The organism is Kitasatospora sp. NPDC051705, assembly GCF_044453265.1.
Classification (GTDB): Bacteria; Actinomycetota; Actinomycetes; order Streptomycetales; family Streptomycetaceae; genus Kitasatospora.
On the sequence record NZ_JBITCO010000031.1, the window covers coordinates 50884 to 64047 of the forward strand.

Annotated in this window: 10 protein-coding genes and 1 pseudogene; 7 read left to right on the plus strand and 4 right to left on the minus strand. The window is 76.1% G+C overall.

Annotated features, from left to right (window positions below):
- Window positions 1-548: 548 nt before the first annotated feature.
- Window positions 549-1322: a glutamate racemase gene (locus ACIA8Q_RS29100; RefSeq protein ID WP_387907192.1), complete on the minus strand. Its 774-nt coding sequence runs from the start codon at window positions 1320-1322 to the stop codon at window positions 549-551.
- 57 nt (window positions 1323-1379) lie between these two features.
- Here ACIA8Q_RS29100 and ACIA8Q_RS29105 point away from each other — a divergent pair, with 57 nt between their 5' ends.
- A complete protein-coding gene (locus ACIA8Q_RS29105) occupies window positions 1380-2528 on the plus strand; it encodes a glycosyltransferase (RefSeq protein ID WP_360222298.1) in 1149 nt (382 codons plus the stop codon).
- A gap of 78 nt (window positions 2529-2606) precedes the next feature.
- Window positions 2607-3353, plus strand: a complete 747-nt coding sequence (locus ACIA8Q_RS29110; protein WP_360222295.1) for a class I SAM-dependent methyltransferase — start codon at window positions 2607-2609, stop codon at window positions 3351-3353.
- 53 nt (window positions 3354-3406) lie between these two features.
- Here ACIA8Q_RS29110 and ACIA8Q_RS29115 read toward each other — a convergent pair.
- From ACIA8Q_RS29115 to ACIA8Q_RS29125, 3 genes and pseudogenes are all read right to left on the minus strand, one after another.
- Window positions 3407-3742, minus strand: a pseudogene (locus ACIA8Q_RS29115) (alpha/beta fold hydrolase); the annotation flags it as partial.
- Window positions 3624-4298, minus strand: a complete 675-nt coding sequence (locus tag ACIA8Q_RS29120; RefSeq protein ID WP_363365572.1) for a thiol:disulfide interchange protein DsbA/DsbL — start codon at window positions 4296-4298, stop codon at window positions 3624-3626. The gene ACIA8Q_RS29120 and the pseudogene ACIA8Q_RS29115, both read right to left, overlap by 119 nt.
- A 223-nt stretch (window positions 4299-4521) precedes the next feature.
- Complete coding sequence (locus ACIA8Q_RS29125; RefSeq protein WP_360222292.1) at window positions 4522-5736, minus strand: glycosyltransferase family 4 protein; 1215 nt, start codon at window positions 5734-5736, stop codon at window positions 4522-4524.
- Between the two features lie 378 nt (window positions 5737-6114).
- On the opposite strand from ACIA8Q_RS29125, the gene ACIA8Q_RS29130 reads away from it, so the two are divergent.
- The 5 genes from ACIA8Q_RS29130 (at window position 6115) to ACIA8Q_RS29150 (ending at window position 13150) form a co-directional block, all read left to right on the plus strand.
- The gene (locus ACIA8Q_RS29130) at window positions 6115-7260 is read left to right on the plus strand and encodes a glycosyltransferase family 4 protein (RefSeq protein WP_360222289.1); all 1146 of its coding nucleotides are present in this window, start codon (window positions 6115-6117) and stop codon (window positions 7258-7260) included.
- A 286-nt stretch (window positions 7261-7546) separates the two neighbouring features.
- Window positions 7547-7996: a large conductance mechanosensitive channel protein MscL gene (gene mscL, locus ACIA8Q_RS29135; RefSeq protein WP_360222286.1), complete on the plus strand. Its 450-nt coding sequence runs from the start codon at window positions 7547-7549 to the stop codon at window positions 7994-7996.
- Between the two features lie 490 nt (window positions 7997-8486).
- On the plus strand, window positions 8487-9290 hold the full coding sequence (locus ACIA8Q_RS29140; RefSeq protein ID WP_360222283.1) for a DUF6643 family protein: 804 nt from the start codon (window positions 8487-8489) through the stop codon (window positions 9288-9290).
- A 307-nt stretch (window positions 9291-9597) separates the two neighbouring features.
- Window positions 9598-10476 (plus strand): MOSC N-terminal beta barrel domain-containing protein, encoded by an 879-nt coding sequence (locus tag ACIA8Q_RS29145; protein WP_360222280.1) that lies wholly within the window; start codon window positions 9598-9600, stop codon window positions 10474-10476.
- Between the two features lie 259 nt (window positions 10477-10735).
- Complete coding sequence (locus ACIA8Q_RS29150) at window positions 10736-13150, plus strand: right-handed parallel beta-helix repeat-containing protein (RefSeq protein ID WP_360222277.1); 2415 nt, start codon at window positions 10736-10738, stop codon at window positions 13148-13150.
- The last annotated feature ends 14 nt before the right edge of the window (window positions 13151-13164 follow it).

The following is a 13164-nucleotide window of genomic DNA, read 5'->3' on the forward strand; positions in this document are numbered from 1 at the left end:
GCGGGCTCAAGGCGCTGAAGGCCGCCATGTGCCCCCGGCAGCGCGTCTCGCCCAGGAAGTCGGGCCCGCCGACTTCTCGTGACGGGAGCCTGCGGTGGGGGCAGCCTGAGTTAGCTACGGGCGTGGGCACGCGAAGGGCGCCCGGCGCCCGAGGCATCGCGCTGCGCACGGGAAGTCGGCTCCGTCGACTTCCGGAGGCGAACACCCGCGCTGAAGCCAACCCCTCGGCCCGCAGGGCCCCGGGGAGTCGTGTGGCGGGATCGGCTCGCGGCGCAGGAAGTCGGGCCGCCGACTTCCCGTGACGGGAGCCTGCGGTGGGGGCAGCCTGCGTCGGCTACGGGTGGGGGGGAGCACAGAGGGCGCCTTTCGCCCGAGGCGTCACGTCCCGCGTATGAAGTCGGCCCGGACGACCTCCGGAGACGGAGCCTCGCGCTGCGGCCGGCTTTCTGAGGTGGGACACGTCCCGCGGGCCGCCGGGGCTCAGGCGAGGTGCCGGAGAGCGGGGGCCAAGATTTGTCCCCTGCGGGGCCGGGGCCGCGCGGGGCGGGTCAGGCGGGGAGGGGGTTGGGGAGGGCGCGGCCCTGGGGGTAGAGGGCGGCGGCGGCCGGGAGGGTGGCCGGGGCGCCGGCGTGGAGCACGGTGAGGGTGCCGGAGCCGGTGCGGGTGGGGTCGGCGACGCGCCGCAGGGCCTGGGCGGCGACGGCCTCGGCGGAGCCGTGCAGGACGAGCGCCGGGGAGGCGGTCGGGGCGACGGCTGCGCGGATGCGGTCGGCGACGAGTTCGTAGTGGGTGCAGCCGAGGACCAGCGCGGCGGTGCCCTCGGGCGTCCGGGCCGCGGCGTGGGCGATGGCGGCGGTGATGGCCTCGTCGTCGCCGTGCTCGACGGCGTCGGCGAGCCCGGGGCAGGCGACCTCGGTGACCTCGGCCGTGCCGCCGAAGTCCCGGATCAGGCCGCGCTGGTAGGCGCTGCCGGTGGTGGACGGGGTGGCCCAGATGGCGACCGGGCCGCCGAGCGCGGCGGCCGGCTTGATCGCGGGGACCGTCCCGATGACGGGCAGTGCGGGTTCGAGCTCGGCCCGCAGGGTGGCGAGCGCGTGCACGGAGGCGGTGTTGCAGGCGATGATCAGCACGTCCGGCTCCAGCGCGGCCGCCGCCAGGGCGCAGCCGCGGGCGAGGTCCGTGATCTCCTCGGGGGTGTGCGGCCCCCAGGGCATCGACGCCGGGTCGGAGGAGAGCACCAGATCCGCGTCCGGGCGCAGCTTCCGAAGGGCGGCGGCGGCGGCCAGCAGGCCGATTCCGGAGTCCATCAGTGCGATCTTCACGGGGCAAGACTCTAGTCGATCCGCCCGTCCGGGCCGGTTCTGCGGCAGACTGCCGGGGTGACCGTCCTGCTGTGGATCGCCGCGTCCTCCCTGCTGGTCTGGCTCTGGCTGGCGTGCTGCCACGGGTCGTTCTGGCGCACCGACGTGCGGCTGCCGCCGCGTCGTCCGCCGGTGCGATGGCCGGAGGCGGTGGTCGTGGTGCCGGCCCGGGACGAGGCGCAGGTGCTGCCGGTGAGCCTGCCGACGCTGTTGGCGCAGAAGTACCCCGGGCGAGCGCGGGTGATCCTGGTGGACGACCACAGTTCGGACGGCACCGGCGCGCTGGCGGCGGAGCTGCGGACGCTGGACGGACTGGACCTGACCGTGACGACGCCGCCCCCGCTGCCCCCGGACTGGACGGGCAAGCTGTGGGCGCTGCGGCACGGGGTGGAGCTGGCCGGTCCGGACGTGGAGTACCTGTTGCTGACGGACGCCGACATCGCGCACGGCCCGGAGTCGCTGGCGGAGCTGGTGGCGGCGGCGGAGTCCAACGGGCTGGACCTGGTGTCGCAGATGGCGCGCCTGCGGGTGGAGACCGGCTGGGAGCGGCTGATCGTGCCGGCCTTCGTCTACTTCTTCGCCCAGCTGTACCCGTTCCGCCGGAGCAACCGCCCGGGTGGCCGGACGGCCGCCGCGGCGGGCGGCTGTTCGCTGGTGCGGCGGGAGGCGCTGGAGCGGGCGGGCGGGGTGGCCGCGATCCGCGGGGCGGTGATCGACGACGTTTCGCTGGCCCGCGCGGTGAAGTCCTCCGGCGGGCGGACCTGGCTGGGGCTGGCCGACGAGGTGGACAGCGTCCGCCCGTACCCGCGGCTGGAGCAGCTGTGGCGGATGGTGTCGCGCAGTGCTTACGCCCAGTTGCGGCACTCGCCGTTGCTGCTGGCCGGGACGGTGCTGGGGCTGGGGCTGGTGTACCTGGTGCCACCGCTGGCGACGGTGGCCGGGCTGGTGGCGGGGGTGCCGGCGGTGGCGGTGGCGGGCGGGGCGGCCTGGGCGCTGATGGCGGGGACGTACCTGCCGATGGTCCGCTACTACCGGCAGCCGGCGGCGGCCGTGCTGCTGCTGCCGTTCACGGCCGCGCTCTACCTGCTGATGACGGTGGACTCGGCGGTGCAGCACTGGCGGGGCCGGGGCGCGGCGTGGAAGGGCCGGACGTACTCGCAGGCCTGAGCCCCGCCGGCGGTTCCCCGTCGGCCGGACCCGGCGCAAAGCCGGGCGCCGCGGGCCGGTCCGCTCCATACTGCTCGGATGGACCGTCAGACGATCTCGCGCCTCGCCCACGCCCACCACCCGATCGCCGCGCCGATCGCCGACGAGTCGGTGGCCAGGCTGCTGGACCGGGCGACCGCGCGGACGGAGGCCGGCCGCGCGCTGGACCTCGGCTGCGGCGAGGGCGCGTGGCTGGTCCGCGCGCTGGCGGCGCGCCCGGGCTGGCGGGCGGTGGGAGTGGACCTCGACCCGGCCGCGCTGACCCGGGCCCGCGAGACGGCGACCGCGCTCGGCGTGGTGCGCCGGCTCGGCCTGCACCACCTGGACGCCCGGGAGTTCACCGCCGTCGAGCCCTTCGACCTGGTGCTGTGCGTCGGCTCCACGCACGCCTTCGGCGGGTTGTCGCCGACCCTGGCGGCGGCCCGCGATCACCTGGCCCCGGGCGGCCTGGTCATGGTCGGCGAGGCGTTCTGGGAGCGCGAGCCGTCCCGGGCGGTGCTGGACGGGCTGGGTGCCGAGCGGGACGACTACGCGGACCTGGCGGCCACCACGGACCGGGTGCTGGCGGACGGCTGGACGCCGGTGTCCGGGTACGTGAGCAGCCCGCAGGAGTGGGACGACTACGAGTTCGCCTGGACGGGTTCGCTGGCCGAGTGGGTGCTGGACCACCCGGAGCACCCGGACGCGCCGGCCGCCCGGGAGGCCGTGGACCGGCACCGCCGGGAGTGGCTGCACGGCTACCGGGGGACGCTGGGCTTCGTCACCTACCTGCTGCGCCGGAACTGAACGGCCGGCCGGCCGGAACGGCCCGTACTGGCCGAACGCCCGCCCGGACGTGCCTACTTCTGCGTGCGGGCCAGGAAGTCGTCGATCAGCGGCGCGATTTCGGGCAGCTTCTCCTCGAGGGCGAAGTGCCCGGTGTCGAGGACGTGGAGTTCGGCCGCGGGCAGGTCGCGCAGGTAGGCGCGGGCGCCGGCCTCGGTGAAGAAGGGGTCGTTGCGGCCCCAGAGCACCAGCGAATCCACCGATCCCGCGTCACCACCGCCTCGTCCACGGTCAGTTGTGCTGGAGCTGCTCCTGCTGCACCAGGTAGTCCAGCACCTCGGGCATCGCGTCGACGCCACCGGCCTTGCTCGGCGAGGTCCGGTACTCGCCCTGGACGACCACCGTCGGCAGCTCGTTGATCCCGTAGCGGATGAACTGGGCCGCGGCGTCGTCCACCGCGCGCCTGACCTCCGGCGAGCGGTACGCCGTGCGGAAGACCTCGGCGTCGACGCCGTGGCGCACCGCCCAGTCGGTGGCGGTGACCTCGGAGGTGAGGTCGGCCTTGTCGGTGTGCACCGAACGGAAGGCGGCGACCTGCAGGCGCTCGACCAGGCCCAGGCGCTCCAGCGTGTAGTAGAGCCGGGCGTGGCCGCGCTGCACGGCCTCCTCCGGACTGCCCGGCCAGATCGCCGGCACCCGGCGCAGGTCGACGTCCGCGCGGTGCTTCTCGGCCCAGGCCTGAAGGGGCTGTTCGAGCTGCTGGGAGTGGCCGCAGTCGTACCAGAAGAACTCGACCGCCTCGGCGCGGGCGCTCTCGCGCACCGGCTGCGGATGGTCGAGCCTCACGAACTGGGCCCCCTCGGAGGGGGGTTGGTGGGACGCCGCGCCGGCCTGGACGGGGAATGCGGCGATCCCCGCGGCGACGGCGAGCAGGACGGCGGACCGCAGCAGCGACTTCGAGTTCACACCGGGCAGTGTGCCGGTGACGGTTCGTTACCGTCGAGTCGGCCCCGGGCCGGCGGCCCGGATTCGCCCGAACGGCGCAGCCCCCACCGCCCGACCGGCGGGAACCGGGCCCGGTCGACGGGAACCGGGCCCGGCCGAGGGGAACCGCCCCGGCCGCCGCCGCCCGCGGAGGGCCGTCCGCCGCCGTCCGCCACCGACCGCCGGGGCCGCCCCGCCGGCACCGTCAGGAGCCCGGCCCCGATCCCGCCCACACCTCGGCCACGAGCCGCTGCCAGTCGTCCACCACCGCGCCCAGCTCGAAGTTCTCCAGTGCGTGCGCCCGGGCGGCCGCGCCAAGGCCAGCCCGGTTGCAGGCCAGCACCTTGGCCAGCGCCTCGGCGAGGGCCAGCGGGTCACCGGGCGCCACCAGCGCGCCGGTGGCGCCGTCCCGGACCACCTCGCGCACCCAGCCGACGTCGGTGGCCACCGCCGGCACGCCGGCCAGCGCCGCCTCGATCAGCGCGCCCGGCACCCCCTCGCTGTCGCTGGTGAGCAGCAGCGCGTCGGCGGCCCGGTAGAGCGGGGCCGGGTCGGGCAGGGCGCCGAGGAAGTGTGCGCGGGCGGCCGCCGGGTGGCGGGCCAGCGCCTCGCGCAGCGGGCCGTCCCCGGCCACGGCCATCCGCACGTCCGGCAGGCGGTCCAGGACGTCGAGGGCGAGGTCGAGCCGCTTCTCGGGGGCGATCGCCCCGATCCAGGCGACCAGCAGGACGTCCGCGGGCAGGCCGAGCTCGTGCCGGGCCGCACGTCTGTCGTCCCGGCCGCCGGCCGGCGGATAGCTCTCCGCGGCACGGGAGTTGGCGATCACCCGGACCTTGCCCTCGGGCAGCTGGAACTGCTCCTCCAGGACGATCCGGGCCTCGTCGGTGAGGGTGGTGACGGCGGCCGCCCGGTGCATCAGCGCACCCCCGCGCACCCGGCGCAGCCGCGTCGCGGTCCAGTAGCGGGGGTGGCCGACGGAGACGTAGACGTAGGGCGTCCGGGTGCCGGCCAGGGCGAGGGCGCAGGCGGCCAGGGTGTCCGAGCCGTGCGCGAGGACCACGTCGGCGGCGCGGGCGGCGGCGCGCAGCGAGCGCAGGGTGCCGGGCCGCAGGCGCCCGGCGCCGAGGACCGCGGCGTTGGCCGCGCCCGGGAGCCCGGCGCAGGCGCCGGGGAGGATGTCCGGCTCGTCCTCGCCGCCGTCCTCGGCGCGGGGCCCGGGCAGCGCGGGCGCCGCGAACCGCGCGGGCGGCGCGGCGGGCTGCGGGGCGAGGGCGCACAGGGCGGAGGCCTGGCCCCGGCGGCGCAGTTCCCGGTGGAGGTCACGGGCGAGGTTCTGGGCGCCGCCGCGGCGTGGATCACTGATCAGGTGCAGGACACGGGGACGGGCTCCGGCCGGATCGGCCGACGTATGGTCGGGCATGGACCGACCTTGGCACAGCGCCCCGCGCGGTACAGCCCCTTCGCGCAACCTGGTGGTGGCCCGTGCGCCCGCGCGAATACACCTGTCGTGCGCGGGTCGGCCGCGGCCGTGCGCCGGTTGCGACCGCTGTGCGCCCCGTGACACGCACCACCCCCGAGCCGTCGGTCGCGTCCGGTCCCCGGCACCACCCCGGCACCACCCCGGCCGACCCCGCGGCGTAACCCGGCCACCCCCCAACCTTCGCCCGCACGACGGGAGTTCGCCACCCGGGCGGGCCAAATCGCTGGCGGGCCGGTCGGTCACCTGCGATGCTGATCGCCAGTCAGGGGGCGTCCGGCACGGGAGAACGGGCGCGCCCGCAGCGGGCGGGGGTGGCCGGTGCAGGTACTCGTGTTGCTCGACAGCGTCAACCGGACCGGCGGGGCCGAGCGCGCCCTGGTCGAGATGGCGCCCCACCTGGTGCGCGCCGGCGTCACCCTGGACGTCGCCCATCTGCACGACTCCCCCGGCGGCTGGCAGCCGGAGCTGACGGCGGCGGGCGCCACCGTGTTCGCCGTCGGCCGGCTCAGCCGCGCCGGGACGGCCGCGGCGCTGCGCCGCCTGGTCCGCGAACGCCGGCCCGACCTCCTCCACACCACCCGCCACACCACGGACGTGCTCGGCCGGGCCACCGCGCTGGCCACCCGCACCCCCGTGGTCTCCAGCCTGCTCGACCCGGCGTACGGGCCCGCGCAGCTCAGCACGCACGACGGCGGCCCCTGGCGGACCCGCGCCGGACGGGCCCTCGACACGGCCACCGCCCGGGGCCCCCGCCGCTTCCACGCGCTCACCCGGCACGTCGCCACCACCATGGCGCGGCGGCTGCGGGTGCCCCGGCGGCGCATCGACGTGGTGCCGCGCGGCCTCGACCCGAACCTGTTGGGCACCGCCACCCCCGAGCGGCGGGCCGCCGTCCGCGCCGCGCTGGAACTCGCCCCGGACGCACCGGTGGTGCTCGCCGCCGGGTGCCAGCAGTACCGCAAGGGCCTGGACGTCCTGCTGGCGGCCTGGCCGGCGGTCCGGCGCGAGCAACCGGAGGCCGTGCTGCTGCTGGCGGGGGCGGCCGGCCCGGAGAGCGGACGGCTGCGGACGCTCGCCGAGGCGGCCGGGAACGTCCGTCTGCTCGGGCCGCGCGAGGACGTCGCCGACCTGATGGCCGCCGCCGACGCCGTCGCCGTGCCGTCCCGCTGGGCGGGCCAGGGCGGCACGGCGATCGAGGCGATGGGCATCGGGGTGCCGCTGGTCTGCACGGACGTCCCGGCACTGCGCGAGACGGTCGGCTCGGAGGACTACGCGCGGCTGGTGCCGCCGGAGCAACCCGCCGTTCTGGCGGCCGCGCTCACGGACACCCTGGACGACCGGGCTGCGGCGCGGCAGCGGGCGAAGGCGGCGCGGGCGCGGTTCCTGACGTCCTTCACGCTGCCTCAGGTGTCGGCGCAGATGGTCGAGTTCTACGAGCGGGCCCTGCGGGTGCGGCCGGTCTGAGCCGGGGCGCGGGCGCACGCAACCGAGCCGTACGCGGAGCGGGGCCGCCAACGGCCCGCACGCGCAGCGGGCAACGCGACCGACCCGCACGCGCAGCAGGCACGCGATCGGCCCGTACGCGGAGCGACCCCGCGAGGCCCGGGGACGCCCCGCGCGGCGCCGGGCCGGTTACGCGGTTCGGGTGAACGCGGTTGGACCTCGACCCGGCCAGGTCGGCAGGATGTCCGGCCGGGGCCCGGCGCGCCGCCCCATCTCCCCCTGCCCCCTTCGGATTTGGAGTCACCCGGTGTTCAAGGGATTCCGCAGCTTCCTGCTGCGCGGAAACGTGGTGGACCTCGCGGTCGGCATCGTGATCGGCGCGGCCTTCACCGCCGTGGTCACCGGCTTCGTCACCGCCTTCCTCACCCCGCTCATCGGGGTCGCGACCGGGGCCGTCGGCGACTTCACCCAGAAGACCTTCGAGGTGGCCGGCACCCGCTTCCCGTACGGGGTCTTCGTCAACGCGCTGATCGGGTTCGTGCTGGTCGCCGCGGTGATCTACTTCGCCGTGGTGGTGCCGGTCGGCAAGCTGCAGGCGCGGTTCGAATCGGCCAAGCCGGCGCCGGCCGCGAAGGTGGACTGCCCGGAGTGCCTGAGCTCGATCCCGGCCGCGGCCAGCCGCTGCTCCTTCTGCACCTCGGAGGTGTCCGGCCGGCCGGGTCTCCCGGCGCAGACGCAGGCGCTGCAGTCGAGCTGAGTGCGACTCCGGTCGCGCCGGCCCCGTCCGGTCCGACGCCCGCGCCGGCCTCTGGCTCCCGACCGCGGGGCCGCCGGGCCGCCGGGCCGCCCACAGGTGGCGGACCGGGCGGGGCGGGGCTGACCACGGCTTTTATAACGGCTGGGCACCGGTTCAGTAGCGTTTGACAGGGACCTTATCCCCGAAACATTCACGAGCCTCCGCCGACCGTCGGCGGGGGCTCGAATGCGCCCGCGCACGCCCTGTCGCCAAAAGTTTCTCCGGCGGGCCAGGAAGCGGCCACCGCCCAGTCACCGCAAGGCTTCCCGGCTCCTCCGTGCGGTCGCCGTTCGATCACCGACGGCGCGCGAAGGTTGTCCGGAACTGAACGCCGGTATGTCCGTTCTTCCTACTTTCGAAACCTTTGTGCGAGCGAAGACTGTGTAAACACTCGAACTGCTCCCCCTCCCGCTCTCCTCAGCAGGCGCATTGTGGGCTTACCGTATGCCCCATGACCTCGCCCCGCTCCTACGACGGAGTCGGCTACCCCTCTCCGTCCTTCTCCTCCGGCACGCCGATTTACGACAGCCTCGTGGCTGAGCGCGGCGTCCCCCAGATCGCGCCCATCAACGTGCCGGCAGCCCTGCCGCCGGCGCTGTCGTCCGGTTACGGAGCGGGCCTCGCCCCCTCCTACGAGAACCGGTACGGCAACGGGTACGAGAGTGCCGGCAGCAACCTCCCCGCGCTGCCGCCCGCCCGCCTCGCCCTGGGCCCCGGCCCGAGCAGCGGCCCCTCCGCCGGCCCCGCCACGGCGTACATCCCCGCGCAGCCCGCGCCGGCGTACGCCTCCGCGCCGCAGCCGCCCGTCCCCGGTTACGGCGCCCCCCAGCCGTACCAGCGACCGCAGCCCGCCGCGCCGTCCTTCGCCCAGACCGCCAGCGGCGGCTACCAGCCGACCGGCGGCCAGAGCTTCGGCGGCCAGAACACCTTCATCGGTGGCCAGGGCGGCCAGCAGTCCTTCGGCGCGCAGCCGATCGGCGGCCCGGGCGCGTTCGGGCCCGGCCACCCCGGCGGCCAGCCGCAGGGCGGTCCGCAGAGCTTCGGCGGGCAGCAGTCCTTCACCGGCCCGAACCCGGCCGGCCCCGGCTTCCCGGGTCAGGGCGGCGACCAGGGCTTCGGCGGCGGCCAGCTGCGCCCGGCCATGGCGCCGGTCGCACCCGTCCGCCCGGTGCAGCCGCAGCGGCCGGGCCCCTACGGCGACCCCGGCCAGGGCCAGTTCCAGCCCGGCGGCTACCAGCAGGGCCAGGGCTACTGAGCCACTGACACCCCGGGGCCGTCCCCACCCGGCCCCCACCCGCACCATCTGAGCACCACCCGGCGCGATCCCGCGCCGGGCCCACGGAGAACGGGTCATCCACGGACCGCCCGGAACGCCCCCACGGCGTCCCGGGCGGTCCGTGCGCGTACGGGCCCGGAACCGTCCGACCGCCCCTCGCCGGCACCGTCACGGCACGACGGGCCCGGGCCCCGCCCGGAGCAGCTGGGCAGCCACGCCGGGCGGCCGCGCTCCCGGCACCCAGGGCGCCCGGAGGATCCCCGCGACCGGCTGGCAGGATGGGGGGATGCAGCTCACCGGACTCCACGTCTACCCCGTCAAGTCCATGTACCGCCTGAGCCCGGCCACCGCCCAGGTCGAACCCTGGGGCCTGGCCGGAGACCGCCGTTGGATGCTCGCCGACGCCACCGGACGGTTCGTCAGCCAGCGCGAGAACACCGCACTCGGCCAGATGCGGGCCGACCTGCTCCCCGACGGCGCGCTCGCCCTCACCGCCCCCGACGGCTCCCGGACCGAGGTCCCCGCCCCCGCCGTCGCGGCCGGCGACCCGCTCGCCGAGGTCGAGGTGTGGGGCACCCGCTTCCACGCCGCCGAGGCCGCCAAGGACGCGCACCGGTGGATCGCCGAACACCTCGGCGACTACCGCCTGGTGCACCTGGACGACCCCCGCTCGCGGCCCGTCGACCCCGACTACTCCGAGCCCGGCACCACCGTCTCGATGGCCGACGGCTTCCCGCTGCTGCTCACCACCACCGCCTCGCTGGACCGCCTCAACGCGCTGATCGCTGCCGAGCACCCCGACGGCCACGAGAACCTGCCGATGGAACGCTTCCGCCCCAACGTCGTGATCGGCGACGCCGAACCCTGGGCGGAGGACGGCTGGCGCCGGATCCGGATCGGCGACCTGACCTTCCGGGTGGTCAAGCCGTGCGGCCGCTGCGTCATCACCACCACCGACCAGGAGAGCGGGGAGCGGCGCGGCCCCGAACCGCTGCGCACCCTGGCCCGGCACCACCGGCTGCTGAGGTCCGCCGCGTTCGGGCAGAACCTGATCCCCGAGCGGCCGGCCGGCGTGACCGGCGACGTGCTCGGCACGCTGCGCGTCGGCGACGACGTCGAGGTGCTGGAGGACGGGGCGCACTGGCCGGCCGACGCGCGGGGGTGACCGGCTGACGGCTCCCACCGCGCCCCGGGCTCCGGCCGCCGCCGTGATCGGCTCCGGCGCCGGCTCCGGAACCCCGGCTGTGCGCGCTCGTTGAAACATGTGGTCGGAACGTGTGGCAACGGCGCGCACCCCCGGTGCCCCCGCCTCCACGGGCGGCCGGACCACCCGGACGGGCGCGCTACGGTGGGCGGACGGCCCGCGCACCCCGTGCCCGGCCCGTGGCACGCCGGCTCGACGAAGGTGGGGACGACAGACCGTCATGGCAGAGCACAGGGTCCGGGTCACCCAGGACAGCGCATCCCGCTGGCGTCGCCGCGCGGGCGAGTACGACACGCTCACCGAGGCCCTGGCGGCCGCCGAACCCGGCGACACCGTGACCGTCCGGCCGGGCACGTTCCGGGAGAACCTGCTGCTCGACAAGGCGGTGACGATCGTCCCGGCCCAGGGCCCGGGCACCGTGCGGATCGACCCGCCCTCCGGGGTGGCGCTGACCGTCACCGCCGCCGCCACCGTCCGCGACCTCGTCGTCGAGGGCGGTGACGGCTCCACCCCCGCCGTCCTGGTCACCGGGCCGCAGGCCGCGCCCGCGTTCTCCGGCTGCCGGATCGAGACCCGATCGGCCACCGGCCTCGAGGTCGCCGACGGCGCCCGGCCCACGCTGCGCGGCTGCGTCGTCACCAACCCCGCCGGCCTCGGCCTGCGGCTGCGCGGCGCCGGCACCGCCGCCGCCTTCGAGGACTGCGAGGTCGCCGCCGCCGGCCAGGCCGGACTCGCCGTCCTCGGCGGTGCCACCGCGGCCCTCGAACGCTGCAAGGTCCACCACGCCTCCGGCGCCGGCGTCCTGCTCTCCGACCCGGGCAGCGCCGCCGAACTGACGGGCTGCGAGATCTACGAGATCCGCGGCAGCGGGGTCCAGGCCGACGCGCAGGCCGGCGGCCGGCTCGTCGACTGCGAGATCCACCGGGTCACCGGGAACGGCCTGACCCTGGACGGCGAGGCCGAACTCGTCCTCACCGGCTGCCGGGTGCACGACCTGCCGGAGAACGGCGCCGACCTGCGCGGCCGTTCGCGCCTCACCCTCGCCCACACCACCGTCCGCGACTTCGGACGCGGAGCGCTCTCGGTGTGGGACCAGGGCACCGAGGCCGTCGCCGAGTCCTGCCAGATCCACGGCTCCAACGGCGAGTACCCGGCCCTGTGGGTCAGCGACGGCGCCCGGCTCACCCTCACCGACTGCTCGCTGCACGACCTCCCGGACGCCCTCTTCGTCCTCGACCGCGACTCCGCCGCCACCGCCGAGGACTGCTCCTTCAGCCGCATCCGCAGCTCCGCGGTCTCGGTCAGCGGCGGCGCGGCCGTGACCCTCACCGGCTGCCGGGTCCAGGAGGCCGGCACCGGCCTGTGGTTCCGTGACCACGGCAGCGGCGGGCTGCTCACCGACTGCGAGATCTCCGACGTCGCCACCGGCGTGATCGTCACCAAGGGCGCCGACCCGGTGCTGCGCGACTGCACCGTCCGGGCCAGCACCGACGCCGGGGTCTACGTCTCGGCGCAGGGACGGGGCACCTTCGAGGACTGCCGGGTCTCGCACGGCAAGGGCTTCGGCTTCCACATCATCGACGGCTGCCGCACCCGGCTCACCCGCTGCCGGGCCGAGCAGAACGAACGGGCCGGCTTCGAGTTCTCCGAACCCGGGCCGGTCGCGGAGGGCTGCACCTCCGACGACGTCGGGCCGGGCCTCGGCGCGGCCGAGGTACCGGCGCCGCGCACCGCCCGGCTCCCCGCGCCCGCGATCCCGTCCGCCGTCGCCGCCGCCGCACCCGCGGTGCCCGCGGCGATCTCCCCGATCCCCGACTGCCGGCCCGCCGACGAGGCGCTCGCCGAACTCGACTCGCTGGTCGGGCTGGCCACCGTCAAGCAGGAGGTGCGCACGCTGATCGACCTCATCTCGGTCGGCAAGCGCCGCCGGCTGGCCGGGCTCAAGGCACCCTCGCTGCGCCGGCACCTCGTCTTCACCGGCGCCCCCGGCACTGGCAAGACCACCGTCGCCCGGCTGTACGGCGAGATCCTGGCCGCGCTCGGGGTCCTCCAGCGCGGGCACCTGGTCGAGGTCGCCCGGGTCGACCTGGTCGGCGAGCACATCGGCTCCACCGCGATCCGCACCGCCGCCGCCTTCGACCGCGCGCGGGGCGGGGTGCTCTTCATCGACGAGGCGTACGCGCTCGCCCCCGAGGACGGCGCGCGGGACTTCGGGCGGGAGGCCATCGACACCCTGGTCAAGCTGATGGAGGACCACCGGGACGAGGTGGTCGTCATCGTGGCCGGTTACACCGCCGAGATGGAGCGCTTCCTCTCCGCCAACCCCGGCGTCTCGTCGCGTTTCTCACGCACCGTCACGTTTCCCGACTACACGGCGGACGAGCTGCTGGACATCGCCCGGGCCCAGTGCGCCGAGCACGAGTACGAGCTCGCCGAGGAGGCCGAGGGCGCACTGCTGGACCACTTCGCCCGGCTGGAGCGCGGGCCCAACTTCGGCAACGGGCGCACCGCCCGGCAGGTCTTCGAGACCATGGTCGAGCGGCACGCCGTCCGGGTGGCCCACCTGACCGACCCGTCGACGGAGGAGCTCCAGCTCCTCGTCCCGGCGGACCTGCCGGGCACCCGGCTGCCCTGAGCGCGGCCGGGTGA

Bases quoted from the DNA above. Each gene is read 5' to 3' on its own strand.
- ACIA8Q_RS29150 (WP_360222277.1), top strand. From the start codon at position 10,736: ATGGCAGAGCACAGGGTCCGGGTCACCCAGGACAGCGCATCCCGCTGG.
- ACIA8Q_RS29145 (WP_360222280.1), top strand. From the start codon at position 9,598: ATGCAGCTCACCGGACTCCACGTCTACCCCGTCAAGTCCATGTACCGC.
- ACIA8Q_RS29125 (WP_360222292.1), bottom strand. From the start codon at position 5,736: ATGCCCGACCATACGTCGGCCGATCCGGCCGGAGCCCGTCCCCGTGTC.
- ACIA8Q_RS29110 (WP_360222295.1), top strand. From the start codon at position 2,607: ATGGACCGTCAGACGATCTCGCGCCTCGCCCACGCCCACCACCCGATC.
- ACIA8Q_RS29140 (WP_360222283.1), top strand. From the start codon at position 8,487: ATGACCTCGCCCCGCTCCTACGACGGAGTCGGCTACCCCTCTCCGTCC.